The organism is Neotabrizicola paludis (assembly GCF_044142105.1).
Lineage (GTDB): Bacteria > Pseudomonadota > Alphaproteobacteria > Rhodobacterales > Rhodobacteraceae > Pseudogemmobacter.
Genome location: NZ_JBGTYM010000010.1, coordinates 63,354 through 90,041, shown reverse-complemented (window position 1 = coordinate 90,041; position 26,688 = coordinate 63,354). Strand labels below are relative to the sequence as shown.

Below are 26,688 nucleotides of genomic sequence, written 5' to 3'. Positions count from 1 at the left end.
CCCGTGGATAGGTTGGCCGCAATACAAGGTGAGCGCGGGACGACCGTGCACAGTCTGATGGTTCCGGGTTGCCAAGGTTATGCGGTTACACCGCCCCGACCTCGCCGTGGGGATCATCCACAGCCGCATTAACGAACCATCCGCGCTCTGGTGGATGCATCCGCGGGAGTTGCACCCGCACCAATTTTCATGGCTGGACTATCGATGCACCCGCCAGAAAGCGGTATCGCGGTTATCGGCCCGCGCGCCGTGTCCCCTGGAATGGCTTACGCACCCGCATTGGCGCGGGTGGTTCGGGCCATACACTTGCCCTGCGGAGGCCCATATGGCGGGCGCGCGATCCGGTGGCATCTCATCCGGGTTGTGGGCAAGGTAACGCATTGCGGCCCATCACGCAAGCGGAGGTATGCGAGAAAGCCGGTCAACCGATATGTGGGTCTCTCGTTCGCCCAGAAGTGGCACGATGAAGCTGGCAAGCCCGGCGTGAACGGTCTGCACGTCCACCAGCCATCCCTCAAGCGGGCCATCCTTGACCTTGGCCTTGTCGCCGGGCCGGATGCGGCGGCGCTCCGTCTCGCGTTCGCGTATTTCCTCAAGCCGCTGAGGAACGGCGGCCATCTGCATCAGGGTCGTGTCGCTGATCGGCGCCGGGTGGTCTTCGTAGCTGACCACGCCAGATAGGTGCTTGCAGGTCCGCAGAATGTCCCACTGCGGATAGCCGGTGAAGCGGGCGAAGATGTAGCGCGGCACGACCACGGCTTCGTATTTCTGGCGCTTGACCTTGGCGCGCGGCACGGTGCGGTATTTGGTCTGCGTCGGATACCAGGCTTCAATCTCGCGGCGCTCGAGCCACGCCAGAGCGGCGCGTTCCTTCTGTGGTGGGGTCGTGAAGGCAAACCAAAGCGGCTCTGGCATCAGATCGCCAACAGCCCCGCGCGTGATGACCGGCGGAAGGATTTGGCCGATGTAGTAGCTCATGCTCGATCCCTCGTGTTGTTGGCGGGCACCTTTTCCCGCGTGGGGCCTTCCGGGGCTGTGATGGGTGTGGAAGGGTTGGCGACGATCTCGGCCAGCCGGTCCATGGCGGTGCTGCGGGGCTTGCGGATGCGGTAGCGGATGAGGCGCAAATGCCACCCAAAATTACCGGCGCAATCCTCCCAATCCCAAACGTCCACTTCTCCCGGCGCGTTCTCACGTTTCTTGATAAAATCCATCCATTCCTCGCCGTCAGCCTCCACGCCGTGAACAAATTCTCCGTCCGCCAGTTGGCATCCCTTGCCGTCATGCTCGATCCACGGCCCCCATTCGATTTCGTCGCTCATTGGCCAGCCTCCCTCGTGGCGCGGCGGAAAGCCTCGCGGATGATCAGCGAACGGGTGAAGGACAGCGCGAAGAACATGGCCGTTACGGCGGCGCTGCCTGCTGGACTGTAGCCCAGCACAAGCCATGTCGCGGCCCAACTTACCACAAGGCCGACAGCCGCGTTGCACAATGCCTCAAGCGCGCTCATAGCAGGCTCCCTTGCACGGGAGGCGGTGGTGGCGCGGGGATCAGTAGATCAGGCTGGCGGGCGGCTTCGTCCACCCGGCGGCAGGCCTTGTCGAAATAGTCCGGGTCCAGTTCAATGCCTGTTCCGCTGCGCCCCATGCGCTGGCAAGCGACAAGGGTGGTGCCGCTGCCCATGAAGGGGTCAAGGATGGTCTTGGCGTCGGGCAGGAAGCCCAAGCACCATTCCATGAGGGCGACAGGCTTTTGGGTGGGATGGACGTTTGGTTCGGGGGCAACAAAACCGCCATTGGCGCAGTGCTTGAACATCTGTGCCCTGCCGACCAAGCTAGTCCACGCCATTTCCCATTCGGAAAGGTTCTTCTGGTTTGGGCGCACCTTATCCCAGCAAAGCGGCTTCCTTGTCGGCGGCAGTGGCATGAAGTTGCCGCCCCAGATAATCTGTGCATCGCTGCCAGCGAGAAGCGCCGAGAAGAACGCTTCATCAGGGACAAAGTCCCACTTGGCCGAATTGGCGGCAATCAGCCGCTCAAACGACCCGCCGCGACCGCCCTTCACTAAGACTTCCCCCAGCCCATAAGGCGGGTCCGTCAGGCAGGCATCGAACCGCCCCAGCGTAGGCATCACGGCAAGGCAATCCCCCAGGATCAGCCGTTGCCCGCCGATGCGTTCTTCGCGGATGATCATGCTGCATCCCCCTTTGCGACGGCCTGCGACCACAGGCATTTGCCCTTGTGCTTGCGCACCTCGACCAACCCTTCGCGGTGCAGGCTGCGCAGAAACGTGTCGGTGCGCTCCATGTCCCAGCCCAGCCGATCGGCAATGTCGCGGGTCAGGTGTTCGCCGGTGATGGCGGCGAGGCAGGCGTCCAGCTTCGCTTGGTGGCCCGCCATGCGCATCTTGCGGGCCTGCTCCAGCGCCGTGACGGCCATGGGGTTAGCCCGGACGGGTGTGTCCTTGGGCTTAATGCCAGCGCGGCGCAGCCAGGAGTCGGCATAGCCCTGATGGCCCATGGCCTGCCACATGGCGGCGTTTTCGATGGCGGCCAGCGTCTCAGGAGGCAGGGCGCGGGCTTCGGCGTGGGTGCGGGGGTTCATGCGGCGTCTCCTGACTGTTCCGGGCTGTGACATAGCGCCTAGCGGTGTCACCCCCCGTAGGGGGGTCACAAATGTCACAACGTAAGGTGTTGATTTTTCATGGTTTTTCTTGTGACACGCAGTCATGTCACAAATGTTCATGTCACAAGCAAAACTCAGCATTTTCATGCACTTAGCTTGTGACTTTGTGACATTGTGACATGTCACAAGGCCCTCAATGTCACAAATGTCACGGGTCATAGGAGCCAAAGCTTATCATCCCAGATGCCAATTTTTCCGGCGTCCCGAAGCTCTTTGACTGTGCGTGACCAGCGCTGACGCTGAGCCGCTTCTTGTCCTTCTTCCACCCCGTCAGCCTTCCGGCACCACTGACGCACAGCGTCCAGCTTGGCTGTCCGCATGGCTGGCATGCCGGGCATTGGCGGGTAAACCTGATAGCTGCCCGGCTCCGCGAAGAACGCGGTGATGTAGTCGAGATACTGGCGCGCGGTTGGCTTGAGTTCCTGCGCCTTGCGGAAGTCGCCCTCCACCGGCTCGAGCGCGAGGGACGTGCGCTCCGGGCCGATTTCGATCAGGTGCATTTCGTAGTTCAGCTTGAACCCGTCATCGCCGTCTTTCTGCTTGGTGACGGTCATCTCGCCGATGCGGCGCGGGTCGTCTTCTTCGCTGATCTTGACCACCTCGAGTTCAGTATCCACGGCCCCGAAAAGGCTGCTGTGGCCCCGCATCCCCTTGGCTTCGTCCTTGCCGCTGTGGTGAACCAGAAGGACGGCGCAGCCGAGCGTTTCTTGCAGGTGCCCGATCACGCCGATGAACGCGCCCATGTCTTCGGACGAGTTTTCATTCCCGCCGCCGAAGTTCCGGGCCAGCGTGTCGATCACGACGAGGGCCGGGCTTGTGCCCGTGTCGCCAATGGCGGCGATCAGGGCATTGGCATCGTCGGTGTTGCTGCGCAGGTTCAGGGCAGAGCGCAGGAAATAGACCTCAGGCGCGGCGATGCCGTGATACTCTTGCAGGGCCTTGGCGCGGCGGTAGGCCCCTGCCCCGCCCTCTCCCATGACATAGACCACGGCTCCGCGCCGGGTTGGTCGCATGAAGCAATCCGCGCCGTTTGCAACCATGGCGGCGATGTAGAGCGCAACGAAGCTCTTGTAGCTGCCCGGCTTGCCGTAGAGCGCGGCCATAGCCCCTTGTGGGATCAGATCGCGCACCAGCCATTGCACAGCCACGTCTTGCAGGTTTGACCAGTTTTCCAGCTTGAGGCGCGAGGAAGTCTCGACCGGCACCGACCGCATAGCCCGGATCAATGCGCCAAGGTCTTCGTCTTCCGCGTCGGCGGCGTCCCATTTCTCCGGGCGATTGGCTGGCACGGACAAGATTGTCACGTCCTGCGCGCCTTGCGCCTCGAGATAGGTTTTCAGCCGATCAGCATAGGCACGCCCTGGGGCGTCATTGTCGGGCCAGATCACTACGCGGCGGCCCCTTACCACGGACCAGTCGGTCTTCTCGAGCGGGGCAGCCGCTCCGCCCATGGCGGTGGTGGCGTCGATGTTCTGCCCGATCAGGGCGTCTGCCGCTTTCTCCCCTTCCACGACCACGATTTCCGGGGCTGTGGCGATGTTCGGCAGGTTGTAGAGGGGCCGGGTTTCCGGGGCGCGATGGCGGCGGGTCGCTACGTCCCATGGCCGGAAAGCCTTGGCTTTCTTGCCGTCCTTCTCCCACTCGAAACGCTCCACCTCTGCCACGATGTTTCCCATGGCGTCGGTGTAGCGATAGGTCGCGACAGGCGCGCCCCAAGCCTCTCCCCCGCTTGGCTGCTTGCGCTTGGGCATCCGCTTGGGGGTGGTGGACGCAGCCCCGCTGTAAAGGCCAGCGTCACGGATGGTTTCGCGGAACGATGGCAGGCCACGGGCGGCTTGCCACAGGTCGAATATGTCGCCGCCATCCGCCGTGGCGAAGTCATGCCACAGTCCTGCACGCGGGCCGGTCAACACGACATTCAGACTTTCGCCCGCATCCCCGCCGATATTGCCGACATAGAATGTCTGGCCCTTCGGGTCGGAGAACCCGTTGGGGTAGAGATAGCCCAAGACGCTCTCTAGCTGGCGCAGGAGCGAGTCTCTGACCTCGTCGCGGTCAAAGGTCTCTGGCGCGGCCCAGGATGGGTCTGGCGCCCGCGTTGGCGGGCTTTGCGCTGGCGCGCTGTTGAAGTCGAACCATGTCATTGCCAGCAGACACCCGTGAACGCGCAGAATTTGCAGGTGAAGCTGTCCGGGGCGTCGGCGGCACGGGGCAGCGTTTCGCCGTGGTCGCTGGCGGTCAGGATGCGCGCGGCCTTGTCGATGCACTCTTGCGCCAACGCCTGATCGAACGGCACCGCCTCAGCATGGATTTCCATGGTGTCGGCGTTCAGGGCTGTGAAGATCGCCGGATTTTCGGCAAGCTGCATATAGGCCTGATAGACGGCCACCTGTGCGGCATACTTGGGATAGGCCTTGGCAACGCCGTGCTTGACAAGCTGCGCGAAACCCTTGGCCCCAAGCACCTTGTTTTCCCAGAGGGCCGGAAATTTCAGACCACCCGGCCCGGCGACGATCACGCCGTCCACATGGCCCTTGAAGCGCCCGTCGCAATCCTCAAAGCCGAATTGCTGGCCGCGCGCCTCGGTCTTCAAGGTGAAGCCTGCGGCCCTGATCCATTCGATCATCCATTCTTCGCCCTGATGGCCGCGATGGAAGATGCGCTTCGTCCTGCCGCTGAACCCGCTGCCTTCGTTCGGCGTCGCGCCCAGGAAGCTGTATTGCAGTTGCCGGGCGCAGGGTTCGCCAATGGAAGACGCGCCGAGATACGACCGGCGCGCCTCCTGTCTTTCTTGCATCGCCTTGTCGATCATGGCGACAAAGTCCTGGGCCGGGGTGGTCCGGTGGTTGAAGTCGAGGGTCAAAACGGCACCTCGTCATTGAGGGCATCGCCCATCTGCCGGTGAAGGCTTGCCTGAACGCCCTCTTGCGCGGCCCGGATCAGGCCGCAGATTTCGTCCTTGGTGAAATTGGCGAAGACCTCCATCTTTCCAATCCGCTCGAGGTAGGCCGCGACATCGGCGCGGGCATCGAGAATGGCGGTGATCTTCTCTTGTTGGTTCGGTAGTCGCATCGGTTGCTCCGGTTTCGGGAAGCATCCGCAGGCGGTGTAGATGTTGGGCGCTTTGCCCTTGAAAGGCTTCGGTCCTAGATTGCTTCCGCAATAAATGCAGAACACATCTCGTCCGCGATGCTCTGATTTCCACACTTCGCCAGCTCTGCTCGTTTGAGGATCCAGCCCGTGAGGGCTGCATCAGCCAGTTTCCGAAGATCGGCCCTGTTCAGACTGCCGAGCGGGCGGGTATGGTCCCACCCGCTCAGAGGCCCTTCGATGATGCTTTGGACGGCTGCGTCGAGGGCTTGGGCGTCTGCTTCGTCAGCAGGGTTAGGGGGGTGCTTTCGCATCCCCCTAGTCAGTCCATCCATGCGGGTTTGCCCGCGGCCTTGGACGCCTGAGCCGCCACGTTGGCTGCGGCCTGCCCGACGGAGGTAAAGGTGCCGGTGCCATCCATCAGTCCAGCATAGTCCTTGTGGCCAGGCAGGATCACAGTCTGGATCGCATTGGAATCGTCGTATCCATCGCTGCCCTTCTCGACCCCGATCTTGGCGATGAACTCCAAGCCATCCAGGTCCGAAAGGCTGCTGATTTGACGTGCCTGACGCGCCTTGTCACTGGCATCTTTCGGATTAATGCCACGTGCGCTTTCGAGCATCGCGCGGATGAAGGACCGCCCGCTATTGCCCCATTCTGGACCCTTGGGACTGTAGAGGCCGATCAGGGCCTTCCAGATTTTTCTCTTGTTGTAATGCCCACCAATGACTGTGAATTCAGGGCTCAGGTAAACTGAGCCGGACGAGTCACTGCGAGTTGCGAGGCCGCCAGTCCAACCATTCGACGGATCGTCATAGCCACCAGGCTTGATCTTCAGGCGAACCTTGGCCAACGTTCCTACGGGGATCAGGCCTGTCCGATCGATATGTTCTTCAGCGTCAGAAAAGTCATTCCAGTTATTGCCCATGTCTTGCTCCTTAGGCTGCGGTGGGGATTGCGGTTTCCAGGGCATCGTGACGCTTGCCCTGCTTGATCTTGGCGAACAGTTCGCCAAGGTGCGGTTTCTCGATCTGATCGAGACGACCCGACCGATCCTTGGCCGGGTAGTTCCACGGGTTCGGGGACGTGCAGATCAAGGCGCGGTATTGCAGGCCCTCGTCGGTCGAGAGCGTCTGCATTGTGATCACCTGATCCACGATGCCAGGCAGTTCGCGCCCGACCTTGGACCCGTCGATCTGCGGCACCCATTGCTTGCGCCCGTAGTCGTCTTCCTTCTCGTCAAGGATGCCGACGAAGACGATGTTGCGATCCCGGATGTGTTGCAGGTGCGAAAGCCATGCCAGCATTTCGCGCCCGTGCAGGCCATAGGCCCCGCGCGTGTCGGGCTTGCCAGTTTTTTCCGAGAACGCCTCAGGCTGGCCGCTGGCCCACTGGAAGCACAGGCGACCGGCGACGGTGATACTGTCGATGAAGATAGTGTGATAGCTGGCGAAGGCCTCCGCCATGCCGTCCTTGTTCGCGAAGGCGAAGTGAGCCGCGCTGTAGGGCTGATCATCGCGCAGTGCCGGGTTGGGCCCGCCGATCAGCGCGGCGAGGTTCCGGCAGTCTTCCCACGTCCGGGGCCGGATCGCGTCGCCCTGCCAGCTTTCCACGGCAAGATCGCCCGCTTCCAGATCGAAGAACAGCGTCCCTTCCTCGGGCAGCGTCTTGAGCAACGTGGTTTTGCCCGTGCCGGACGGGCCGAGAATGACGGCTTTGATACCGCCGCGTTCCTTCATCCTTTCGGATGCCTTGATGATGTTCAGGGCCATGCTTGCTCCATTGGCTCTGCTCCGTTTGGCGTTTGGGGAGAGGCACCGCCTGCCAGGAGGAGCGGTCCTTGCGGCTTGCGCCGCAGCGGTGCCTCTATTCGGTCACTTGGCCCACCTCAGCGCGTACCAGGCGATCAGCGCCGCTTCGGCCCGCCCGTCATCCTTGGCGCGGGCGAACAGGTCGGACTGTCCGGGGAAAATCTGCGTCGCGCGTTCGCGGCTGGCGGATTTGGACGTGCCCAGGTTCAGGGCCGCCTTCCAGTCGGCGGGGCGCACCTCGACAGTCGGAATTCCGCGCTGGGTCAGAAGCGCGATGATCTTGCCGTAGGCCATGGCGATCTTAGCGGCATTCGCCATGCCGATGATCTTGGGGTAGAACGGCTTTTCGACGGCGCAGATGCGGATGGACGGCAGGTTGGCGATCAGATCGACGAGGCCAACGGTCGTGTCGGGCATGTCGTGCACGGCCACGCTTTGCTCCGCCGTGTCGAAGACGGCGAGCGCGCCCTTGATGCCTGGGTCTATGCCCAAAATGATCGCCATAACTTCCCCCTCACGCAGCGCGCTTGGCGCGCCGGGGGCTGGAACTGATGTCCCAATAGGCGGAGCAGGCGTCGGCCTCGCCGCTCTGGGCCAAGTCGGCTTCGCGGACGCGGTTGGTGGCGATGCGCACGGCTTCGCCGGTCATGCCGATCTGGCGGCCAATGTCGTAGCTGGACACGCCAGAACTGCGGGCTGCCAGCATGTCGAGAAGGGCTTCGTCATCGGCGCGTGAGCATGATCTGCCCATAAGAGACTCCTTTTCAGTCGCGAATAGAAAGCCGGGCCGGGGCGATTGCCCGCGCTGCCCGGAGTTGCGCCGCACGGTCAGACGGGAGAGGCAGGTGTGCGGCGGGGAGGTTCATGCGGACCTCGCGCGCGGGCCTGCCGCCTTGAGAACCACATCGAGCCGCTTCTCCAAGGCCAGAACCTTGTCGCGGGCCTCATCAAACTTCTTGAGCGAGGCGTGAACCTGCACCGACAGGGCGTCGGCGGTCTCGCGCCATTGCCGAATGTCTGCCAGCAGCGTTTCGGCTTCTTCGTTCCGTCCGTCCGGGCCGAACAAATCCTCACGGACCTGGGCCACCCAGCCGAACATGCAACCGCCACCGATAGCCTCAGCCACGGTCACATCGCTTTCGCAGCCCTTGTATCGGCCATTATCGACCGAATAGACCTCGCCCAGCATTTCGACGATCTGGCGTTTTTGCTCGCGCGTTGGCTGGCGAAGTTCGGTCACGTTGTCGCCCATATGCTTCTGCCCTTTCTCGGAGAGTTCGGCCTTGCGCTTGAGTTCGCAGGCCATGCAGCGCAGCTTGCCTTTGACGTTCGACCAGCCACTCTTGGTCAGACGGTGGATCACCTGTCCCTCGTTCACCTGCCACGCGCCGGAAGACAGGCGCTCGTAATCGGCGCGCTCGTATTGGCTGTGCCCGCAGTCATCGCAGGTGGCGACGGCCTGTGACCCACCGAAGGATCGGTCAAGCGGCTGGATCATGCCGCTTCTCCGATCAGGGCTTGGAGCGCGCCGGGGAAGCGGTGGACAACGGCCAGCGCTGCGGATGCGTGGGGTGCGTTCTTGCCGTTCCACCAGTTCAGCGACGTGCTTTCGGTGACGCTGAAAACCACCTGCACTTCGTAGGCGCTGCGGAAGTTCTGGCGCAGGAAGGCTGACCACAGGTCCGGCAGCACGCGACGGATCGCCAATAGGTCAATACGCGTTCCGCAATTAATTGTGGGTTTCGGATACGCATTTTCTGCGCCAGCCTGTTCATCAAGGTTAACAGGAGACGAAGATGCAGAGGCAAACCGGCCCACCACGCTCATGACGAGGCCCCCGTGGGGGCGGCGGGCGCAGGGTTTGCCCGCATCCAGGCGCGCAACCCATCAACGTCCTTGTCGAGTTGGTGCGCCTTCGATTTCAGCCGGTCATAAAGCCGGGCGTTATTCCGGGCGCGGTTGCAGACGGTAGCCGGGGACAGGCCGGTGGCGGCACAGTAGGCTTCCAGTTCGGAGATGATGGCGTGGATTGTGGACATGCCCGGCAGTATGCCAATTGGCACATCAATACGCAAGTGCCTATTGACACATTGAGCGACGTGCCGTTTGGCACTCTAAGTCGCGGCATGGCAAATGACTTTCGCAACGCCTTGATCTGGCACATGGACGCCCACGGGACGACCATCGCCGATCTGGTCACGCGCACCGGCGTGTCCCGTGATGTGATCAACAAGCTGAAGAAGCGCGAGGCATCCACAACCACGGTCGAGAATGCCATGCTGATCGCGGCGTTCTATGGGAAGACCGTGAACCAGTTCATCCTGAAGCAGGACGTGTCGCCGTCAGAGCGGGCGCAAAATCTGTTTGCGATGCTTCAGCCAGAAGAGACGCAACTCTTGGAAGCACAGATGCGCGGTCTTCTTGCGGAGCGCGCCCGGAAACAAGGCTGACAGCTTGCTGAAGCACGCCTCGCCTGTCAGCTTCCACCAGTTCTTCAAATAGTTCCTTCATAGTCTTCCCCCTTGCAAAACATGTCACGGCTGGCAGGCCGCAAGGGTGGAAGGCGAAGGAGCGTCTAGGCTGGGGGCCGAGCATCAGCGTCACCTGGCAATCCGGTGATAGCACGGAACAGAACGGGAACGAATAGCCCTTATTTTGTGGGATGCCGGGTTGTCCACAGGGCTAGTGGTGGATTCTAGGCAAGGTTGCAGAATCGGCACGGCGCGTGTGATCGTCGGGGCAGATTGATCGAAGGGGGTTCAATGGCCGTGTTGCAGATGAGGCGCGTCACCCTGCGCGACTTTCACGATTTCTTTAGAGAAAAAGGGTTGGGTAAAGACCTGCCATGCCCCAAGTGTAAGACGGAAGCCCAGTTCGGATGGTCTGACAAGCCCGCACCGCAGACGGAAGCCGAGTTTCTCATCCCCATGGTCGGGGCGAGTGCCGATCCGGGGAAGGACAACTTCTTTCAGACATGCGATAACTGTGGCTTCGTGGAAGTGTTTTTTCTTGCGCCGTTTTGTGATTGGATAGAACGCAGATGAGCATTGTCGTCCCGTTCCGCCCCAAGCGGCCCGATGGCGACGAACCTCCAGGAGGTGACGACATGGAGAAGCGCGTTGCTGCACTTGAGACCGCCTTTACTTCGGTGAAGGGGTCCATTGACGAGCTGAAGGTCGAGACGGTGAACGTCGGCATGAAGGTGGCTGGCGTCGCGAATGATGTTTCCAAGCTGCCGGACAAGGATTGGGTCCACAATCGCGCATGGGGCCTTATCGCCGCCATGGCCGCCTTGCTGGGCATCTTCAAATACCTTCTTCCGGGCTAACCCGGCTAAACACCTGCAATCGACTGCAAGCCCGCCCTCATCCGGCGGGCTTTTTCATGGCCAGCGCGACGACGGCGGATCATCCTCGCGCGTCAGTTCCGCCCACGCATCCTCTCCCAGCGCCGCGACCAGGACCAGATCGGCCCCGTCCAAGTAATAGGTCCAGACCTTCTTCCCTGACCTGACCGTATCCGGATACCCGCCCATCGCCTCACACAGTGCGCGGGCGGCCTTCTCACGCGGTGATTTCTCGCGCCTGGGCATGGCCTGACAGTAGCGCCGAGCGCACGTCATGTCACCGATTCTAGCGCGGATCGGGGCGGGGTGGAAGATTTATGTGCCTAATGGCACTTTTTGATCTTGCAGTGTGCCAATTGGCACTGTATTGTTCTCCCTACACGCCGCAAGCAGCGGCACGGGAGACGAAGATGGCCAAGACCCTCGCAGAGAAGATCGCGGACGCCGACGAGCGCGGATCGTTCCATCTCGCAGCTTTCAACGAGCTTGACGAGGCGGGCAAGGGCGACAGCGCCAAGGCGCAGCGTCATCTCGAAAAGGGCCAGTTCTGGCTCGACCGCTCTAACAAGCTTCGCGGCAACGCCTGACCCCCGGCCCTACGGGGCCACCCACACGGGAGAACGACAGATGCCAAACCACGTCATCAACGAAATCCGGCTCCATGGGGTGCCGCTCGAAAAGGCCAAGACGCTCATGCTGGATGAAAACCAGTGCGTCGATTTCGGCATCCTCCTGCCTCTCCCACTGAACTTCTGGCCCGGCAGCGTCAGCGTTCAACATAAAGAGGCATTCCCCGGTACGCACCTCGACGCGGCACGCAGTACATGGGGTACGAAGTGGAACGCCTATGGCGACACGATCATCGCTGAGGACGGCGGCGACACGGTCGTCTCCTTCCAGACCGCATGGAGCCACCCGAGGGGATGGACAGTCGCGCTGTTCAACACGCTCAAATGCCGGATCACCGCCAAATGGCTGTCCGAAAGCGGACGGGGCGCACATGTCGAGGAATACGACTGGTCGCAAGTCGAAACCGGGTTCGGTGGATGGACCGGCACCAAAATCGAGGACGGCTGCGCCGACCACCGGCACCTCCACAAACTGCTGTGGGGTGTCGAAGTGTTCGAAGACGAAGCCGACTGATCGTCCACACGGGAGATACGCCATGATCACCGCCACCCTGAAAGCCATCTGTGACGCCGGGCCATGCGATGGCGGCATCCGCAAGCTGATCAAGCACCTTGGAAAGACCGTCACCGAGGCGCGGAAGGACGAAACCCCGCTTCCGGTCCTTACCGTGATGTACAGCAACGGGCTTGACGATGCGCTATGGGTTCTGGATCGCGCCGTCGGAAACGAGCGCATCTGCCGCCTGTTTGCTGCCGACTGTGCCGAAAGCGTCCTGCATCTGTTCGAAGCCGAGCGCCCCGGCGACACCCGACCCCGTGACGCCATTGCCGTTGCGCGCGATCCTGACGCGACCGATGAGCAAAGGGCCGCCGCATGGGCCGCCGCAGGGGCCGCCGCACGGGCCGCCGCACGGGCCGCCCAAGAAGCGCGCCTGCGCCAGTACCTCACTCATGGCGAAGCTGCTGCGGCAATGCCGTGGCCCGAGAAGGAAGCCGCCTGATGCCGCTACCCACGCTTTCCGAGACCATCGGCTTCCTGCTTTTCTTCGCGGTCGTGGTCTCGGTCATTCCCGCCCTTTGACGGAGAGACGCCATGCGCCGCCCCCGCTTTAGCCCGCCGTCCAGCGTTGTGGAAACCCTCTGCATCGAAACCGGCAGCATCACGATTGACGCGCGCGGCTCCTACGCCGTCCCGAGCGGCAAGCTGCTGTCGGTCGAGATCGACGGAAAATGGTTGGAACCGAAGGACGTCCAGACCGGGCTGAGTTTCATGGGCAATGCCGATTACACGCGCTGGTCCGATGACTTGGACGAGGACGATCTTGCCGCGCTGGTCGGTGAAGCCATGGCCGACAAGGAAGCCGATTGGGCCGACGCCGCGCGCGATTTCGCGGCTGAGTGAAACACGAAAGGACTGAGGGATGAGCGACAAGTTCTATGTGGAAATCTGGCGCTTCTCTGATGGCCATGTGGAAAGCCGCATGGGTCCGATGTGCGAACGTTCGGCTGAGAGGGTTCAGCGCGGCGCAATGATCAACATGAACCATGCCGAATGGGGGTGTCGGATCGTACCCGTCTAGCCCGCCCCCTGATTTCCCCCGGCGCGCACCGCCTGTCCCCCACGCGCGCCGCAACGCCCCCGCCTGTGATCGGCTACGGCTACCGGGCGGGGGCAACCTGACAACCAATGGAGCGAGTGATGCTGAGAACAGACGGAACTGACGGCGGCCCAGCGTTTCCACAAACGGAATGGTGCTATCGTCGCGGGGATGGAGAGGGAATGTCCCTGCGCGACTGGTTCGCCGGGCAGGCGCTGGCGGGGGTTCTGCCGATTTGCGTCCACGACACGGTCAAGCCTGGGGAATTCCCCCAGCACATCGCCCGCAACGCCTATCAGATCGCCGACGCCATGCTCGCCGCCCGCGAGGCCGAGCAATGAGCGCCGACCTGGAAAAGCTGCTGCCCTGCCCGTTCTGCGGGGGTGAGGCGAAGACGTATGTATCTCGGGACGATGACCATGACCGATATGGCGAGGTCTGCTGCACGGGCTGCTCTGCCTCAGTGAGAGGACCGCATCTTCACTGGATGGACAATACGGCAGACGAGATCGCGTCACAGTTCCAAGCGGAAATGGGATGGAATCGCCGCACCACCGACCTCGCCCGCCAAGTGATCGCCCTCACCGCCGAGAATACCGCCCTGCGCGCAAAGGCGGAGAAGCTGGCGGAGGCGGCTTGCAGTGACGCCGAGCAATCCACATTCGCAGAGTGGCAGGAAGAAATGGGCGTGTCCGAGAATGACCTCGGGGACCGCAGCAAAGATTGGCACGACGGATACGACGCCGCGATTTTGCGGTTGCGCGCCGCCCTCACCTAATGGGAAACCCCATGACCCACCATCTCCGCTACCCCGTCGATGCGCCGTTCATGGATGTGGCGCACCAGTTGCTCAAGGCGCGGGAAATCGCCGCCGATCCGCTGGTATTCACCAAGCCCGCACGGGCTGAGGCGCTGGAAACGCTGATGGCCCTTGGCAACGAACATGACAGCGCGGATATCGCCTCGCTGCGTCTGAGCCTGTCCGGGCGGCCCGTGGACAGGCCCGGCTGGGGCCATCCGGTGATGATGCTGCTTTATGCCGTGCTGCTGATCGTCGGCGGCTTCCTGCTGCGGGGGGTGGTGTGATGGGCTGGCAACCGATTGAGACAGCGCCGAAGGATGGGCGGTGGCTGCTGATCGCCTGCACTTGGAGAGACGAAAACGAGCCGTATCCGGGTGATTGGTGCCGCATAGCGCGATGGGTTGGGCATAGCGCTGCAACCGGATTTACATGGGCGACCATGGACCCGGAAGGCATCGCGTTCGGTGCGTCTATCCGAAGTGACATCCCTACCCACTGGATGCCCCTTCCGGAGCCGCCGGAGGCCGCCCAATGACCCCCACCCCCGCAGATGACGTGGTGGCCGCGCTGGCAGAGGCGCGCCGGATGAAGCGATACAGCATCAAGCCGCGCTGGTTTGACAGCGAGATATTCGAAGCCGAGACACCCGGGAAAGCCAAGGCGATGGCGTTCCGCGCGGCACGCGAAGCCCTCGGGCGAAACATCAGTTTCCGAGATTTTCTAGACGGGCTGCGGGTTCTGCATCTTGGCCCCGCCGCCCTGCGCAATGCACGGGAGGGGCGGTGATGGACGATCATACCAAGGCGACCGCGTTGCAACTTGCGAAGCTCCACCTTGAAAAGTGGGGCCACAAGTACACGCCAAGAATGATCGGCGAAACAGCCAGGGAGATACTCGACGGGCTGGCTGAGGGCAATCCGAAGATGAAGGGAAAGAAGCAATGACCGCCCTCGCCTTTATCGCTGGCCCTGCCATCGGCGCAGTCGCGACGGTCGCGGCGATGGTCGTGGCTGACATGCTGTTTTTCCGGGGAGATGAGGAATGAAAATGCGGAAGAAGTTGGAAGCCCCGATACAATGCCTGACGTGCGGCTTCGACGGAAACCACTTTGTTCATGTCGGGGAAGATGACCGGCTACCAGATGTGTGCCGATGCCCCAGATGCAGCAAGACCGCATATGTCCTGTCTATCTCCGGGACAATGCATCTGTGCCGCGCGATGGCAAAGGAAATCGTGGCGATCAATAGCCGTATTTTCGACCTTGAGGCGGCAGACGACAAGGAGGATCGCTGAATGACCCTACGCGAACGGATTGCCGACTGGATCAGCGGCGGGGCGTTGTCGCGACAAAAAACGCGCGACTACACATGGGCGGCGGCCTGCGCATCTTCGGCGCTGCAGGTGACAAAGCTGAAGATCCACCTTGAGTGTATCGCCGCCTGCGAAACGCCCGGCGCGAACGCTACCGTCCGCCGCATGGCGAAGATCGCACGGGAGGCGCTGGAATGACCACGCAAGCCGAAGCACTGGACCGCCTGATTGCCGCCGTGGATGCGGGGAATGCCGACGACAGCCCTAAGGGCGAATGGCCGCTGCGTCGGTTTCTCGAGGCGTTCCCGGGTTCCTCTGGCGAGTATATCCGCGCCGCCGATGCTTATCGCGGCTCGCTCGACGCCGCCAAGGCGCTGCATGACGCGCTGCTGCCGGGGTGGGGGTTTTCCGTTCACGAGGATAGCGCGGAAGTAGAAGACGATCACGCCGTTGGCCCGTTCTATGACCATATCGGTGGCGACCCAGCCCGCGCATGGCTGCTGGCGATCCTGCGGGCCTATCGGGGGACGCTGGAATGACCGCCCGCGCGACCTTTACGCAAGCCCAGATCGAACGCGCCATCCGCGCGGCGAAGAAGGCTGGCATGGTCGCGGTCCAGACCACCACGGGAATTGCCTTCCTTGACCCCGACCAGATCGCGCAAGATGCCCCGAAAGACGGGGGCAAAAACACATGCGACGGAATCGAATGGGGGAAACCGTGACCCTCACCAATATCCTGCCCGTCACGGACAAGACAGGGAAAACCCGCCGCTACCTGCGCGTGAAGGGTCAGAAGTTGGTCAAGCTGCCCGACCTGCCGACCAGCCACCCAGAATTCATCGCCGCATGGTCCAAGGCCATGCAGCAGGCCACGGGTCATGTGCCGAAGCCGCAGACCGGGACGCTGGCAAAGCTGTGTCAGGAATTCACCCGGTCCCACGGCTTCAAGGGCCTGTCAGAAACCTATCAATCCGCCCTGCTGCGCCACATCGACAAAATCGAGGCAAAGGGCAAATCCGCCATGGTCGCGCATCTGCGCCAGACCCACATTAGGCAAGACCTCGCGCCCCTGCTGCCCGGAGCGGCCCAGACCCGCCTCAAGGCATGGCGGCGGCTGATGCGCTTCGCGTTGGATATGGGCTACATAGAAACGGACCCCAGCGCTGGGATCGACAAGCCCAAGATGCCCAAGAGCGACGGGCATCCTCGCTGGACCGCAGACGAGATTGACGCTTTCCGCGCGCGCTGGCCGATCGGTAGCGTCAGCCGTGCGATTTTCGAGCTGATCTACTGGACCGGCGCGCGGATCAGTGACGCTGTAAAGATCGGCCCCGGCATGGTTTCCCGCGAAGGCGTCCTGATCTTCAAGCAGACCAAGACCGGCGATCTTGCCTATGTGCCGTGGACGTGCCCCCTGCCGATCTTTGCGCTGGAAAGTGATCGGGCGATGATGCTGGAGGCAATCAGGGTTTGCCAGGGGCACATGGCATTCCTTGCGACTAAGCAGGGCCGCCCCAGATCGGCAAAGGCCATCGGCGGCGACGTTTCACATGCGGCAAGAGAGGCGGGCATCGGCAAATCGGCGCACGGGCTGCGAAAGTCTCGCGCAACAGACCTATTCGAGAGGGGCGCGCCGACGAATGCCGTCATGGCATGGACCGGGCACCAGACGCTTGCAGAGGCGGAACACTACACCCGCGAATTCGCGCGGCAGTCCGCTGTCGTAGGCAGACCGGAACGGAACGGGACGGGAACGGTTGAAAAACTTGCCGCCCCCGTTGCAAAATCAGGGAAATAGCGAAATGAAAACAAGGCACTATAGAAAGGGTGGCGATCGCGGGAGGACTCGAACCCCCGACCCGCTGCTTAGAAGGCAGCTGCTCTATCCAGCTGAGCTACGCGACCGTGCCGCTCTTCTAGCCGAGCAACTTCGTCATGAAAACCGAATTTGGGTCTTCTTTATACCCTTCGAACGGGGCGCAGGTCACGAAGCCCGCCCGCTCATACAAGCCCCGCGCCGCGACGAAGGTGGGCTGCACGCCGGTTTCCAGCGACAGCCGACGATAGCCCTCGGCGCCGGCTTGGCCCACAAGATGCTCAAGCATCGCCCTGGACAGGCCCTTGCCGCGGGCCTCGGTCAGCACGTGCATCGACTTGATCTCGGCATGTCCCGCGTCGATGCGCTTGAAGGCTCCCATCGCCAGCGGCACCCCATCCTCGCGCAGAACGAAGAACCGGATGCCCGGCGCGGCAAGCTGGCTGCGATCCATCATGTGGATCGATTCGGGCGGCGTATCGGCGTGCATGTCCGCGGTGTGGCGGTCGAACAGCAGCGCCAGATCGTCAGCCAGCGGGCTTTCCTCGGCGATGACGACCGGCATCAATGCGTCCAGGCGCCCTTGCGGTCGGTGGCGAAATTCTCGCCATAGCCGCGCGGCCGGACAATGGCCTTGCGCGTCTTGGGCAGAACGACCGTCACCTCGATGCCCTTTGCCGCCGCATAGGCCTCGGCCTCTTCCCGCGTCGCGAAGCGCAGCTTGACCTGCGCCTGCGTGTCGCCCGAGGACGTCCAGCCCATCAGCGGGTCCACCTCGCGCGCGGCGGCGGGGGCGAACTCCAGCACCCAGTCCTGCGTCTTGGCCGTGCCAGATTGCATCGCGGTCTTGGCGGGCTGGTAAATGCGGGCGGACAGCGTGGACATGGGCAATTTCTCCCTTGGGAACCGGGTGTTTCATCGCCGATTTACCGCCAGAGCGCAAGCACCGCAGGGCAGCGGCAAGGGTGCTGCCGGCGGGTCACGGGGAGTGTGGGTGGGGTGTGGGGTGCGACCCGCCGGCAGGCTGTTGCTGCTTGCCGGACCAACCTGCCAGCCTCGCCGCCAGAGAACAACCAAAAGATGAGTATTCTTTTGGATTTTTCGCTAAAATTGAATCGCCTCGCTTAACTCTTCGGCAAGCTGCACCGCCCTGCCTTCCCACGCCGCCGCCTGCTGACCCGTTTTGTCAGCAGCGCCTCTTGCGCCGGAACAAAGGGCGCACGATCTTGTCCCCCGGGCCCTTCTGGCCCGGATGCCCGGGGGCCCGTCTGCCATGCACAACAATTCGCCCGAATCCATGCCCATGCTGGCCACGCCCACGCCGCGCGAAAAGCTCGAGGGCGGCAGGCGCTTTGTCCTGTCGACTCCGTTCCAGCCTGCGGGCGACCAGCCGACCGCCATTGCCGAACTGGCCTCGGGCGTGCGGGCGGGCGAACGCGATCAGGTCCTGCTGGGCGCCACCGGCACCGGCAAGACCTTCACCATGGCCAAGGTGATCGAAGAAACGCAGCGCCCCGCCATCATCCTTGCGCCGAACAAGACGCTGGCAGCCCAATTATACGGCGAGTTCAAGGGCTTCTTCCCCGACAATGCGGTGGAATATTTCGTATCCTATTACGACTATTACCAGCCCGAGGCCTATGTCCCGCGCAGCGACACCTATATCGAGAAGGAAAGCCAGATCAACGAACAGATCGACCGGATGCGCCACTCGGCGACCCGGGCGCTTCTGGAGCGCGATGATGTGATCATCGTCGCCTCGGTCTCCTGCATCTATGGCATCGGCTCGGTCGAGACCTATTCAGCCATGACGCAGGACATGATCACCGGCCAACTCTACGACCAGCGCAAGTTCATCTCGGAACTGGTGGCCCAGCAATACCGCCGCCTCGACGCCGCCTTCCAGCGCGGCTCTTTCCGTGTGCGCGGCGATGTGGTGGAGCTTTGGCCCGCCCACCTGGAAGACCGCGCCTGGCGCTTTTCCTTCTTCGGCGAAGAGCTTGAGTCGATCACCGAATTCGACCCGCTCACCGGCGCCAAGACCGACACGTTCCAGAAGGCCCGCATCTACGCCAATTCGCACTACGTCACGCCCCGGCCCACGCTGCAACAGGCGATCAAGGGCATCAAGGACGAGCTGTTCCACCGGCTCAAGCAACTCACAGGCGACGGCAAGCTTCTGGAAGCCCAGCGGCTGGAACAGCGCACCAATTTCGATCTCGAGATGATGGAGGCGACCGGTTCCTGCGCCGGGATCGAGAACTATTCCCGCTGGCTCACCGGGCGCGGCCCGGGTGAACCACCGCCCACCCTCTTCGAGTTCATCCCCGACAATGCCATCGTCTTCGCCGACGAATCCCATGTCACCGTGCCGCAGATCGGCGGCATGTATCGCGGCGACTTCCGGCGCAAGTTCACGCTCGCCGAACACGGCTTCCGCCTGCCGTCCTGCATGGACAACCGCCCGCTGAAATTCGAGGAATGGGATGCGATGCGCCCGCAAAGCGTCTTCGTCTCGGCCACCCCGGCCGCATGGGAGCTGGAACAGACCGGCGGCGCCTTCACCGAGCAGGTGATCCGCCCGACCGGGCTGATTGACCCCGAGGTGGAAATCCGGCCCGTGGAAATGCAGGTCGATGACCTGCTGGATGAGGTGCGCCGCGTCTCGGCGAGGGGAATGCGTACGCTTGTGACCACGCTCACCAAACGCATGGCCGAAGACCTGACCGAATATCTGCACGAACAGGGCATCCGCGTGCGCTATATGCATTCCGACATCGACACGCTGGAACGCATTGAAATTCTGCGCGATTTGCGCCTTGGCGCCTTTGACGTGCTGGTCGGCATCAACCTCTTGCGCGAGGGGCTGGATATTCCAGAATGCGGTCTTGTGGCGATCCTCGACGCCGACAAGGAAGGCTTCCTGCGCTCGGAAACCTCGCTGATCCAGACCATCGGCCGCGCGGCGCGCAACGCGGAGGGGCGCGTCATCATGTATGCCGATCGCATCACCGGCAGCATGGAACGCGCCATGGCCGAAACCGAACGGCGGCGCGAAAAGCAGCAGGCCTATAACAAGGCCCATGGCATCACGCCGCAGACGGTGAAGAAGAATGTCGAGGATGTGCTGGCGGGCCTGTGGCAGGGCGATACCGACCAGTCGCGCATCACCACCAAGGTCGAGAAAGCCCAAGTGGGCCAGAACCTTGCCGCCCATCTTGATGCCCTGCGCGCCGCCATGCGCAAGGCCGCCGAGAATCTGGAATTCGAGGAAGCCGCCCGGTTGCGCGATGAGGTCAAGCGGCTGGAAGCGGTTGAACTGGCCGTGGCCGATGATCCGCTCGCCCGGCAAGAGGCGATCGACGAGGCCGTGGAAGAGGCGGTGAAGGCCAAGGGCCGCTCCACCGCCGGTCGCCCGGGGCAAAGGGGCGGGGTGAAGCGGCGCGGACGGGGGTAGGAAACGCTCGGTTTCCCGCGCCGGGCCAATTCAGACTCCCTCACGCATTAACCATTGGTTAACCTTCCTTAACGGTTTCGTTGAGGAAGGTCATGCGTTTCCACTTTTTCCGCTCGGTTGCGGCCCTGCCCTTCGTCCTTGCCACGCTTGCAACCGCGGCTGCGGCCGAATGCGACAGCAATTACACCGGCACCTGCGTGCCCGTTGCCTCGGATGTTGATTGCGCCGGGGGCAGTGGCAATGGCCCGGAATATGTGCGCGGCCCCGTTTATGTGGTCGGGACCGACATTTACGACCTTGATCGCGATGGCGATGGTGTCGCCTGCGAACGCTAGGCCTTCTTCACCACCCGCAGAAGCGCCAGCAGGATCACCGCGCCGATCGTCGCATGAATGATCGAGGCGAGAATCCCCCCGCCAATGCCGATGCCCAGCCGCGGCAGGATCCAGCTGGCGATGAACGCGCCCAGGATTCCGACGACGATATTTCCGATCAGCCCGAAGCCATAGCCCGAGACGATCTTTCCCGCCAGCCAACCGGCCACTGCCCCCACGAGCAGCAGAACGATGATACTTTCAATTCCCATTGTCTTCCCCTGCGGGCACCCTGCCCGATTTCAGTAATCCGCGATGATGTCATACATCACCGGCTCGAACCCCTTGCATAATTCGTTGATATGGCGGTTCCTCTCGCGCATCTCGGCGCTCCGCAGCATGGCCTGATAGTCGCCCCGGCTGTTCCATTGCGAATAGTTGCAGACCCGGGTGCGCGCGTCATTCACATGCAGCCCGGCCGCGATGAAGCCCGCCTGTTTCGAAATCACCTCGGCATAGGCCGCCTCCAGCGCTTCGATCAGGTCGAAACACATCGCCGGCGTGGTCTCGAAAGTGGTGATCACGGTCTGGCCTTGAAAGCCCTTGTCGATCTGCGGCATGCTCGGCCCTCCCTGCCCTGGCAGCACTTTGCCCCATCCTGACACGGAACCGCCGCGGAATCATGCCCCTTCTCGATCCCAAAGACCCTTTCTTCGCAAAGCCTTGGGTGCGCTATGTCACGGCGGGCTTTCCGCTGGCCTGGGGCCTGTTCGAGTTCGCCACCGGCAGCCCCGGCTGGGGTCTGATGTTCGTCGCCGCCGGCGCCTATGCGGCCTGGGCGCTTATCCTTTCGCGCAGGTGACCAGCCCCCGCATCTCACCCGAGTCGCCCTGGACCGAAGTTTCGCGCCAGCGGCAGCCGGTCAGACGCGGCACCAGATCCAGCATGGTGGCGCGGATCTGCTGATGCTCGCCCCGCCGGGCATGGCCCAGCCGGATCACCTCGGCCCGGTCGCCTTTCAGGAACACGACGTATTCGCGCCCGCCCACCGTCGCCTCGAAGCGTTCGGCCCCGAACATGGTCGGCGTCGGCTGCGCCCCGCAGGCGCAAAGGGATGTTGACAGAAGAAAGATGAAGCCCCGCATCCGCGCAGTCTGCGGGGGATTTGGTTAAGCGGGGGTTAATGCCGCTGGGTTAGACCAACCGCTCCACATCCTTCGCGGCCCGCACGAAATCGGCGAACAGCGGATGCGGCGCGAAGGGTTTCGACTTCAGTTCCGGGTGGAACTGCACGCCGATGAACCAGGGATGGTCCTTGACCTCAACGATCTCGGGCAGGCGGCCATCGGGCGACATGCCGGAAAACACCACGCCGCAGGCCTCAAGCTTGTCGCGATACTGGATATCCACCTCATAGCGATGGCGGTGGCGCTCCTCGATCACCGTGCCACCATAGACGCGCGCGACGGCCGAGCCGTCCTTGAGATTCGCCGTATAGGCCCCCAACCGCATCGTGCCGCCCTTGGCATCATCCGCCTTGCGCCGCACGGTATGATTGCCCTGAACCCATTCCTTCAGGTGATAGACGACCGGGGTGAACCGCTTGGCGCCCGCCTCATGGTCGAACTCCTCCGAGCCCGCATTCTTGACGCCGACAAGATTTCGGGCCGCCTCGATCACCGCCATCTGCATGCCAAGGCAGATGCCCAGATAGGGCACTTTCTTTTCCCGCGCGAATTGCGCCGCCTTGATCTTGCCCTCGGTCCCGCGCTCGCCAAAACCGCCGGGCACCAGGATGGCATGGAAATTCGACAGATAGGGGGCAGGGTCCTCCCGTTCAAAGATTTCCGCGTCGATCCATTCCGCCCGCACCTTGGTGCGGTTGGCCATGCCGCCATGGGTCAGCGCCTCGGCGATCGACTTATAGGCATCCTCAAGCTGGGTGTATTTGCCGACAATGGCCACCCGCACCTCGCCTTCCGGGTGGGTCAGCCGATCCATCACATCTTCCCAGCGCGCCAGATTGGGCTTGGGCGCGGGGGTGATGCCGAAGGCATCCAGCACCGCCTGATCCAGCCCGGCCCGGTGATAGGCCAGCGGCGCCTCATAGATCGTCTTCAGGTCATAGGCCGGGATCACCGCTTCTTTGCGCACATTGCAGAACAGCGCGATCTTCTCGCGCTCGCGATCCGGGATCGGATGTTCCGAGCGGCAGACCAGCACATCCGGCGCCAGGCCGATCGACTGCAATTCCTTGACCGAATGCTGCGTGGGCTTGGTCTTCAGCTCACCGCTGGCCGAAAGATAAGGCAGCAGCGTCAGATGCATCAGGATCGACTGGCCGCGCGGACGCTCGTGGATGAACTGCCGGATGGCCTCGAAGAAGGGCAGGCCTTCGATATCGCCGACCGTGCCGCCGATCTCGCACAGCATGAAATCGACCTCGTCATCGCCGATGCGCAGGAAGTCCTTGATCTCATTGGTCACATGCGGAACCACCTGGATCGTCTTGCCCAGATAGTCGCCACGCCGTTCCTTCTCGAGCACATTGGAATAGATCCGGCCGGACGAAATCGAATCCGTCTGTCGCGCATGAACGCCGGTGAAGCGTTCGTAATGGCCCAGGTCCAGGTCGGTCTCGGCCCCGTCATCGGTCACGAAGACCTCGCCATGTTCGAAAGGCGACATCGTCCCGGGATCGACATTCAGATAGGGGTCGAGCTTGCGCAACCGCACCGTATAGCCGCGCGCCTGCAACAGGGCGCCCAGAGCCGCGGAAGCCAGCCCCTTGCCCAATGAGGAAACCACGCCGCCGGTGATGAAGATATATCGCGCCACGCCGGGCCTCCCGTGTTGTCAAAGCGCGATTCGAGTGGGTGGAATCGCGGCACCACGGGAGTCGAGCTATAGCGCCCGTTTCCCGGTCATGCAACCGCCAGCCGCAAGATCATGTCTGCGGCGCGACGGCAGGGTCAAAAGGTTGTGGTCAAGGCGCCGGGGTCGGCTGCGGTGCGGCGGGGGTGGCCTCGGGCGCCGTCTCGACGGGCGGCACGGCGGCTTCCGGCGCCTCGCTCGGCGCGGCGGCGGGCGCATCCCCGGCGGGCGGTGCGGCGGCATCGCCTGCAGGCGGCACGACCGGGCCATCGGCCGGCGCGGGCGGCAGCAGATCCGAACCCGCGGGCGTCGGAATGGCGGGGGTCTCCGGCGTCGCCGTCGGCGGCACGGTCAGCGCGCCATCGACGACCGAGCCGTCATTGCCGCCGCGCGCCGCAATCACCGTCAGCGCCATCGAGGTGATCAGGAAGGCCACCGCGAAGACCCAGGTCAGCTTGGTCAGCGCCGTGGCCTGGCCGCGCGCCTGCATGTTGCCCCCGCCCGACAGAAGCGCACCACCCTCGTTCTTTTGCAGAAGCACCACGCCGATCAGAAGAAGGGCGAGGATCAGGTGGATGGTCAGGACGACGGTTTCCATGCGCTTGCGGCTCCCAGGGCGGCGTTCGCGCCATTTAGGCGCATAGGGCGGGCGGCGCAAGAGCGGGCGGCCCGCGCAAGGGCAAGCCGTGGGCCAAAAGCCCCGGCGCAGGCCTTCGCGCTGGGCTGTAACATCGCGTGAGGCCGGTCCCGGCCTGCCCCGCTTCCACAGCCCGCGCCAAGCGGATATGGCAGAGCCTGAAGCCGGAGCCTGGAATGTCCCTTTCTCTTCCCTCGCGCCAGACCGAGACGCTGCGCGCCCGCTATGCCACTGCCGCGCTGTTCTGCGCCAACGGCTTCACCACCGGCGCCTGGGCGCCGCAGATCCCGCTTCTCTTGCCGCGCCATGGCATCACCGAGTTTGCCCTGGGCCTTCTGATCCTGGGCCTTGGTCTTGGCGCGGTCGGTGCCATGCTGTTTTCCGGCCGCCTGATTGCCCGCCACGGCTCGGTGCGCATCCTGCGCCTCTTCGCGCTGACCATCGTGCCGGTCCTACCGCTCGTGGTCTTCGCGCCCTCGCCCTGGCTTCTTGCCCCGGCCATGGCGCTTCTGGGCGGATGTCTCGGATCGATGGATGTGGCGATGAATGCCAATGCCGTCGAGGTCGAGCGTCGTCTTGGCCGCGCGATCATGTCCTCCTCGCATGGGTTCTGGAGTCTCGGCGCCTTTCTCGGCGGCACGGCGGGCAGTTTCGTCATCGCCCATGGCACGGCGCATGTTCAGGCCCTCGCCACCGCCGCGCTGGTCGCCTGCGTGGTCCTGCTCGCCCTGCCCCATCTGCGCGGCGAACCGCCCCAGCCGCAGCTGCGCGAGACCGCCGAACGCCCCCCGCTTCTGCCGCGCGCGGCGGGGATATGGGTGCTTGGCCTCCTGGCGCTGTTCTGCATGGTGCCCGAAGGCGCGGTGCTAGACTGGGCCGCGCTTTACCTGCGGCGCGAGCTGGAGGCCGGCCCCTTCACCGCCGGTCTCGGCTTTGCCTGTTTCGCGGGCGCGATGGCGGTGATGCGCTTTCTGGGCGACGGGCTGCGCAACCGCCATGGTGCGGTCACGGTGCTGCGGGTCTCGGCCGTGATCAGCATGACCGGGCTGGTGATCGCCGCGCTTTCGCCCGCCGCGCCACTTGCCATCGCCGGTTTCGCCCTGGCGGGTCTCGGCATCGCCAATACCGTGCCGATCTTCTTTTCGGCGGCGGGGAATTACCCCGGACAGGCGCCGGGCGCGGCGCTCTCGGCCGTCACCATGCTGGGCTATACCGGCATCCTCGTCGCCCCGGCCTCGATCGGCTTCGTCGCAGGTCACCTCGGCTATCGCCCCACCTATCTGGCGCTGGCGGGCCTTTTGCTGGTCGTGGCGCTGCTGGCCGAACGGACGGCGCTGGCCGACCACCGCCCGCAAGCCGCCCCCGCCACGGGCTGACCCGCGCCGCACTCAGCGCTTGTGGATCACCGCAACGCTGTCGGCCCGGTCCGGGCCAGCCTGCAGCATCAGCACGCCTGCGATCTGCGGCCCAAGCGCCGCGAAGGACGCTTCCGTCCCCGCATCGGCATGTGAGAAGCACCGCCGCTCGGCAAAGCCGCGAAACAGCTCGGCCGTGCGGGTCATGCCCGGCGGCTCCGGCGCTTCGGGCCGGGTGCGCAGCCCCTCGATGATGTAGAAGCCGCCCGGGGCCAGACGGGGAAACAGTTCCAGAAAGGCGTTCTGCTGGTGCAGGCTGCTCTGGCCACCGCTGTCCACCGCGACCTGCGGGGCAGGCCCGTCGGCCAGCGCCAGCCGCATCCCGCGGGCAAATCCCTTGCGCCGCTCCGGCCCGGCCCAATGCCAGTCCGGCCCCTCCGCGGGCCAGCCTTCCGGCGCGGGCCCCGGGCCCAGCACCGTCACCCGCGCGCCGGGGAAATATTCGGCCCAGACCCGGCCATAAAGCGGCAATCCGCCCTGCTCCGCCGTCCCGGCCGCGATCTCGACCACAACTGGGGCGCGGTCGCGCAAATGCTGGAACAGCATTTCATAGACGTCATGCGGACGATCCTGCGCAGCAAGCCCTGCCGCCTCGGCCAGCCGGGCAAAGGCGGGCCGCACGGGCCTGTCCTCGACATCCGCAAGCCGTTTCACGGCAAGGTCACGCGCCGCCTGCCCGCGTGTCGCGCCGCCTGCCCAGAGGAACAGCCCCGGCATGGGGCCGCGCCCGGCATCCTCGTCCCAGTCCGCCCTGACTTCGGTCAGGCTCAGGATGCGACGGGCTTCCTGCGCGGCGCTTTGCACCCCGGCATGTGATCTTGCTGCCATGTCCCGTCCCCGTTCTTTCGGTTCCTCTGAACCTCAAGCCTGCCCCTGCGTCGTGTCGAAAATGGGGACAATAC

Annotated in this window: 44 protein-coding genes and 1 tRNA gene; 21 read left to right on the top strand and 24 right to left on the bottom strand. The window is 63.5% G+C overall.

Annotated features, from left to right (window positions below):
* Nucleotides 1-390: 390 nt before the first annotated feature.
* From ACED67_RS18805 to ACED67_RS18740, 14 genes are all read right to left on the bottom strand, one after another.
* Nucleotides 391-978 carry a transcription termination/antitermination NusG family protein gene (locus tag ACED67_RS18805; protein ID WP_395543258.1) on the bottom strand — a complete coding sequence of 196 codons (588 nt, stop codon included), beginning with the start codon at nucleotides 976-978 and terminating at the stop codon, nucleotides 391-393.
* A complete protein-coding gene (locus ACED67_RS18800; protein WP_395543257.1) occupies nucleotides 975-1,322 on the bottom strand; it encodes a hypothetical protein in 348 nt (115 codons plus the stop codon). Before ACED67_RS18800 ends, ACED67_RS18805 begins: the two co-directional genes overlap by 4 nt.
* Nucleotides 1,319-1,510 (bottom strand): DUF7220 family protein, encoded by a 192-nt coding sequence (locus ACED67_RS18795; protein ID WP_395543256.1) that lies wholly within the window; start codon nucleotides 1,508-1,510, stop codon nucleotides 1,319-1,321. Before ACED67_RS18795 ends, ACED67_RS18800 begins: the two co-directional genes overlap by 4 nt.
* Nucleotides 1,507-2,193 (bottom strand): DNA-methyltransferase, encoded by a 687-nt coding sequence (locus tag ACED67_RS18790; protein WP_395543255.1) that lies wholly within the window; start codon nucleotides 2,191-2,193, stop codon nucleotides 1,507-1,509. The genes ACED67_RS18795 and ACED67_RS18790 overlap by 4 nt, the downstream gene beginning before the upstream one ends.
* The gene (locus tag ACED67_RS18785) at nucleotides 2,190-2,603 is read right to left on the bottom strand and encodes a hypothetical protein (protein WP_395543254.1); all 414 of its coding nucleotides are present in this window, start codon (nucleotides 2,601-2,603) and stop codon (nucleotides 2,190-2,192) included. The genes ACED67_RS18790 and ACED67_RS18785 overlap by 4 nt, the downstream gene beginning before the upstream one ends.
* Nucleotides 2,604-2,839: 236 nt before the next feature.
* Complete coding sequence (locus ACED67_RS18780) at nucleotides 2,840-4,693, bottom strand: AAA family ATPase (protein ID WP_395543253.1); 1,854 nt, start codon at nucleotides 4,691-4,693, stop codon at nucleotides 2,840-2,842.
* Nucleotides 4,694-4,824: 131 nt separating this feature from the next.
* Nucleotides 4,825-5,547 (bottom strand): hypothetical protein, encoded by a 723-nt coding sequence (locus ACED67_RS18775; RefSeq protein WP_395543252.1) that lies wholly within the window; start codon nucleotides 5,545-5,547, stop codon nucleotides 4,825-4,827.
* Nucleotides 5,544-5,756: a DUF6511 domain-containing protein gene (locus tag ACED67_RS18770; protein WP_395543251.1), complete on the bottom strand. Its 213-nt coding sequence runs from the start codon at nucleotides 5,754-5,756 to the stop codon at nucleotides 5,544-5,546. The genes ACED67_RS18775 and ACED67_RS18770 overlap by 4 nt, the downstream gene beginning before the upstream one ends.
* Before the next feature lie 340 nt (nucleotides 5,757-6,096).
* Nucleotides 6,097-6,702, bottom strand: a complete 606-nt coding sequence (locus ACED67_RS18765; RefSeq protein WP_395543250.1) for a hypothetical protein — start codon at nucleotides 6,700-6,702, stop codon at nucleotides 6,097-6,099.
* A gap of 10 nt (nucleotides 6,703-6,712) precedes the next feature.
* Nucleotides 6,713-7,546, bottom strand: coding sequence for an ATP-binding protein (locus tag ACED67_RS18760; protein WP_395543249.1), 834 nt, complete (start codon nucleotides 7,544-7,546; stop codon nucleotides 6,713-6,715).
* A gap of 102 nt (nucleotides 7,547-7,648) precedes the next feature.
* A complete protein-coding gene (locus ACED67_RS18755; protein ID WP_395543248.1) occupies nucleotides 7,649-8,089 on the bottom strand; it encodes a RuvC family protein in 441 nt (146 codons plus the stop codon).
* A 10-nt stretch (nucleotides 8,090-8,099) separates the two neighbouring features.
* Nucleotides 8,100-8,336 (bottom strand): hypothetical protein, encoded by a 237-nt coding sequence (locus ACED67_RS18750; protein ID WP_395543247.1) that lies wholly within the window; start codon nucleotides 8,334-8,336, stop codon nucleotides 8,100-8,102.
* Nucleotides 8,337-8,447: 111 nt separating this feature from the next.
* Nucleotides 8,448-9,083, bottom strand: a complete 636-nt coding sequence (locus ACED67_RS18745) for a hypothetical protein (protein WP_395543246.1) — start codon at nucleotides 9,081-9,083, stop codon at nucleotides 8,448-8,450.
* Nucleotides 9,080-9,412, bottom strand: a complete 333-nt coding sequence (locus ACED67_RS18740; protein ID WP_395543245.1) for a hypothetical protein — start codon at nucleotides 9,410-9,412, stop codon at nucleotides 9,080-9,082. Before ACED67_RS18740 ends, ACED67_RS18745 begins: the two co-directional genes overlap by 4 nt.
* A gap of 77 nt (nucleotides 9,413-9,489) precedes the next feature.
* On the opposite strand from ACED67_RS18740, the gene ACED67_RS18735 reads away from it, so the two are divergent.
* The 3 genes from ACED67_RS18735 (at nucleotide 9,490) to ACED67_RS18725 (ending at nucleotide 10,913) form a co-directional block, all read left to right on the top strand.
* Nucleotides 9,490-10,035 carry a helix-turn-helix domain-containing protein gene (locus ACED67_RS18735; protein WP_395543244.1) on the top strand — a complete coding sequence of 182 codons (546 nt, stop codon included), beginning with the start codon at nucleotides 9,490-9,492 and terminating at the stop codon, nucleotides 10,033-10,035.
* A gap of 312 nt (nucleotides 10,036-10,347) precedes the next feature.
* Nucleotides 10,348-10,629, top strand: coding sequence for a hypothetical protein (locus ACED67_RS18730; RefSeq protein ID WP_395543243.1), 282 nt, complete (start codon nucleotides 10,348-10,350; stop codon nucleotides 10,627-10,629).
* Entirely contained in the window at nucleotides 10,626-10,913 is a 288-nt protein-coding gene (locus ACED67_RS18725; RefSeq protein ID WP_395543242.1) for a hypothetical protein, read from the top strand. The genes ACED67_RS18730 and ACED67_RS18725 overlap by 4 nt, the downstream gene beginning before the upstream one ends.
* Nucleotides 10,914-10,967: 54 nt before the next feature.
* Here the strand turns inward: ACED67_RS18725 and ACED67_RS18720 are convergent, their stop codons facing one another.
* The gene (locus ACED67_RS18720) at nucleotides 10,968-11,120 is read right to left on the bottom strand and encodes a hypothetical protein (protein ID WP_395543241.1); all 153 of its coding nucleotides are present in this window, start codon (nucleotides 11,118-11,120) and stop codon (nucleotides 10,968-10,970) included.
* Between the two features lie 221 nt (nucleotides 11,121-11,341).
* Here ACED67_RS18720 and ACED67_RS18715 point away from each other — a divergent pair, with 221 nt between their 5' ends.
* From ACED67_RS18715 to ACED67_RS18650, 14 genes are all read left to right on the top strand, one after another.
* On the top strand, nucleotides 11,342-11,518 hold the full coding sequence (locus tag ACED67_RS18715) for a hypothetical protein (RefSeq protein ID WP_395543240.1): 177 nt from the start codon (nucleotides 11,342-11,344) through the stop codon (nucleotides 11,516-11,518).
* A gap of 40 nt (nucleotides 11,519-11,558) precedes the next feature.
* Nucleotides 11,559-12,074 (top strand): hypothetical protein, encoded by a 516-nt coding sequence (locus tag ACED67_RS18710; protein WP_395543239.1) that lies wholly within the window; start codon nucleotides 11,559-11,561, stop codon nucleotides 12,072-12,074.
* Between the two features lie 22 nt (nucleotides 12,075-12,096).
* On the top strand, nucleotides 12,097-12,561 hold the full coding sequence (locus ACED67_RS18705; protein ID WP_395543238.1) for a putative immunity protein: 465 nt from the start codon (nucleotides 12,097-12,099) through the stop codon (nucleotides 12,559-12,561).
* Between the two features lie 92 nt (nucleotides 12,562-12,653).
* Nucleotides 12,654-12,962, top strand: coding sequence for a hypothetical protein (locus ACED67_RS18700; RefSeq protein WP_395543237.1), 309 nt, complete (start codon nucleotides 12,654-12,656; stop codon nucleotides 12,960-12,962).
* 19 nt (nucleotides 12,963-12,981) lie between these two features.
* On the top strand, nucleotides 12,982-13,140 hold the full coding sequence (locus ACED67_RS18695; RefSeq protein WP_395543236.1) for a hypothetical protein: 159 nt from the start codon (nucleotides 12,982-12,984) through the stop codon (nucleotides 13,138-13,140).
* 200 nt (nucleotides 13,141-13,340) lie between these two features.
* On the top strand, nucleotides 13,341-13,499 hold the full coding sequence (locus ACED67_RS18690; protein WP_395543235.1) for a hypothetical protein: 159 nt from the start codon (nucleotides 13,341-13,343) through the stop codon (nucleotides 13,497-13,499).
* Nucleotides 13,496-13,936, top strand: a complete 441-nt coding sequence (locus tag ACED67_RS18685) for a Lar family restriction alleviation protein (RefSeq protein WP_395543234.1) — start codon at nucleotides 13,496-13,498, stop codon at nucleotides 13,934-13,936. The genes ACED67_RS18690 and ACED67_RS18685 overlap by 4 nt, the downstream gene beginning before the upstream one ends.
* An 11-nt stretch (nucleotides 13,937-13,947) precedes the next feature.
* A complete protein-coding gene (locus ACED67_RS18680; protein WP_395543233.1) occupies nucleotides 13,948-14,244 on the top strand; it encodes a hypothetical protein in 297 nt (98 codons plus the stop codon).
* Between the two features lie 247 nt (nucleotides 14,245-14,491).
* Complete coding sequence (locus tag ACED67_RS18675; protein ID WP_395543232.1) at nucleotides 14,492-14,746, top strand: hypothetical protein; 255 nt, start codon at nucleotides 14,492-14,494, stop codon at nucleotides 14,744-14,746.
* Nucleotides 14,746-14,904 (top strand): hypothetical protein, encoded by a 159-nt coding sequence (locus ACED67_RS18670; protein WP_395543231.1) that lies wholly within the window; start codon nucleotides 14,746-14,748, stop codon nucleotides 14,902-14,904. Before ACED67_RS18675 ends, ACED67_RS18670 begins: the two co-directional genes overlap by 1 nt.
* A 349-nt stretch (nucleotides 14,905-15,253) precedes the next feature.
* Nucleotides 15,254-15,469, top strand: a complete 216-nt coding sequence (locus ACED67_RS18665) for a hypothetical protein (RefSeq protein WP_395543230.1) — start codon at nucleotides 15,254-15,256, stop codon at nucleotides 15,467-15,469.
* Nucleotides 15,466-15,810 (top strand): hypothetical protein, encoded by a 345-nt coding sequence (locus tag ACED67_RS18660; RefSeq protein WP_395543229.1) that lies wholly within the window; start codon nucleotides 15,466-15,468, stop codon nucleotides 15,808-15,810. Before ACED67_RS18665 ends, ACED67_RS18660 begins: the two co-directional genes overlap by 4 nt.
* On the top strand, nucleotides 15,807-15,995 hold the full coding sequence (locus tag ACED67_RS18655; RefSeq protein WP_395543228.1) for a hypothetical protein: 189 nt from the start codon (nucleotides 15,807-15,809) through the stop codon (nucleotides 15,993-15,995). The genes ACED67_RS18660 and ACED67_RS18655 overlap by 4 nt, the downstream gene beginning before the upstream one ends.
* The gene (locus ACED67_RS18650; protein ID WP_395543227.1) at nucleotides 15,992-17,071 is read left to right on the top strand and encodes a tyrosine-type recombinase/integrase; all 1,080 of its coding nucleotides are present in this window, start codon (nucleotides 15,992-15,994) and stop codon (nucleotides 17,069-17,071) included. The genes ACED67_RS18655 and ACED67_RS18650 overlap by 4 nt, the downstream gene beginning before the upstream one ends.
* Before the next feature lie 30 nt (nucleotides 17,072-17,101).
* On the opposite strand, the gene ACED67_RS18645 is transcribed toward ACED67_RS18650, so the two are convergent.
* The 3 genes from ACED67_RS18645 to ACED67_RS18635 form a co-directional block, all read right to left on the bottom strand.
* Nucleotides 17,102-17,178, bottom strand: a tRNA-Arg gene (locus ACED67_RS18645).
* 11 nt (nucleotides 17,179-17,189) lie between these two features.
* Nucleotides 17,190-17,654 carry a GNAT family N-acetyltransferase gene (locus tag ACED67_RS18640; protein ID WP_395543226.1) on the bottom strand — a complete coding sequence of 155 codons (465 nt, stop codon included), beginning with the start codon at nucleotides 17,652-17,654 and terminating at the stop codon, nucleotides 17,190-17,192.
* Entirely contained in the window at nucleotides 17,654-17,965 is a 312-nt protein-coding gene (locus ACED67_RS18635; RefSeq protein WP_395543296.1) for an ETC complex I subunit, read from the bottom strand. Before ACED67_RS18635 ends, ACED67_RS18640 begins: the two co-directional genes overlap by 1 nt.
* Nucleotides 17,966-18,362: 397 nt before the next feature.
* On the opposite strand from ACED67_RS18635, the gene uvrB reads away from it, so the two are divergent.
* Together uvrB and ACED67_RS18625 are read left to right on the top strand one after the other, a co-directional pair.
* The gene (gene uvrB / locus ACED67_RS18630) at nucleotides 18,363-20,546 is read left to right on the top strand and encodes an excinuclease ABC subunit UvrB (RefSeq protein WP_395543225.1); all 2,184 of its coding nucleotides are present in this window, start codon (nucleotides 18,363-18,365) and stop codon (nucleotides 20,544-20,546) included.
* A gap of 92 nt (nucleotides 20,547-20,638) precedes the next feature.
* Nucleotides 20,639-20,881, top strand: a complete 243-nt coding sequence (locus ACED67_RS18625) for an excalibur calcium-binding domain-containing protein (protein WP_395543224.1) — start codon at nucleotides 20,639-20,641, stop codon at nucleotides 20,879-20,881.
* Here the strand turns inward: ACED67_RS18625 and ACED67_RS18620 are convergent.
* Both ACED67_RS18620 and ACED67_RS18615 read right to left on the bottom strand, forming a co-directional pair.
* The gene (locus tag ACED67_RS18620; RefSeq protein ID WP_395543223.1) at nucleotides 20,878-21,132 is read right to left on the bottom strand and encodes a GlsB/YeaQ/YmgE family stress response membrane protein; all 255 of its coding nucleotides are present in this window, start codon (nucleotides 21,130-21,132) and stop codon (nucleotides 20,878-20,880) included. The two genes, ACED67_RS18625 and ACED67_RS18620, sit on opposite strands and share 4 nt — an antisense overlap.
* Nucleotides 21,133-21,162: 30 nt before the next feature.
* Nucleotides 21,163-21,480: an antibiotic biosynthesis monooxygenase gene (locus ACED67_RS18615; protein ID WP_395543222.1), complete on the bottom strand. Its 318-nt coding sequence runs from the start codon at nucleotides 21,478-21,480 to the stop codon at nucleotides 21,163-21,165.
* A gap of 62 nt (nucleotides 21,481-21,542) precedes the next feature.
* Here ACED67_RS18615 and ACED67_RS18610 point away from each other — a divergent pair, with 62 nt between their 5' ends.
* Nucleotides 21,543-21,722: a hypothetical protein gene (locus ACED67_RS18610; RefSeq protein ID WP_395543221.1), complete on the top strand. Its 180-nt coding sequence runs from the start codon at nucleotides 21,543-21,545 to the stop codon at nucleotides 21,720-21,722.
* Here the strand turns inward: ACED67_RS18610 and ACED67_RS18605 are convergent.
* The 3 genes from ACED67_RS18605 to secG form a co-directional block, all read right to left on the bottom strand.
* Nucleotides 21,703-22,005, bottom strand: coding sequence for a hypothetical protein (locus tag ACED67_RS18605; protein ID WP_395543220.1), 303 nt, complete (start codon nucleotides 22,003-22,005; stop codon nucleotides 21,703-21,705). The two genes, ACED67_RS18610 and ACED67_RS18605, sit on opposite strands and share 20 nt — an antisense overlap.
* Nucleotides 22,006-22,054: 49 nt before the next feature.
* Entirely contained in the window at nucleotides 22,055-23,698 is a 1,644-nt protein-coding gene (gene pyrG, locus ACED67_RS18600) for a CTP synthase (protein WP_395543219.1), read from the bottom strand.
* A gap of 148 nt (nucleotides 23,699-23,846) precedes the next feature.
* Nucleotides 23,847-24,332, bottom strand: a complete 486-nt coding sequence (gene secG / locus ACED67_RS18595) for a preprotein translocase subunit SecG (protein WP_395543218.1) — start codon at nucleotides 24,330-24,332, stop codon at nucleotides 23,847-23,849.
* Nucleotides 24,333-24,547: 215 nt separating this feature from the next.
* Between secG and ACED67_RS18590 the strand changes: the two genes are divergently transcribed.
* Nucleotides 24,548-25,747: an MFS transporter gene (locus ACED67_RS18590; RefSeq protein WP_395543217.1), complete on the top strand. Its 1,200-nt coding sequence runs from the start codon at nucleotides 24,548-24,550 to the stop codon at nucleotides 25,745-25,747.
* A gap of 12 nt (nucleotides 25,748-25,759) precedes the next feature.
* Here ACED67_RS18590 and ACED67_RS18585 read toward each other — a convergent pair whose 3' ends face one another.
* A complete protein-coding gene (locus ACED67_RS18585) occupies nucleotides 25,760-26,614 on the bottom strand; it encodes a hypothetical protein (protein ID WP_395543216.1) in 855 nt (284 codons plus the stop codon).
* Nucleotides 26,615-26,688 lie beyond the last annotated feature (74 nt).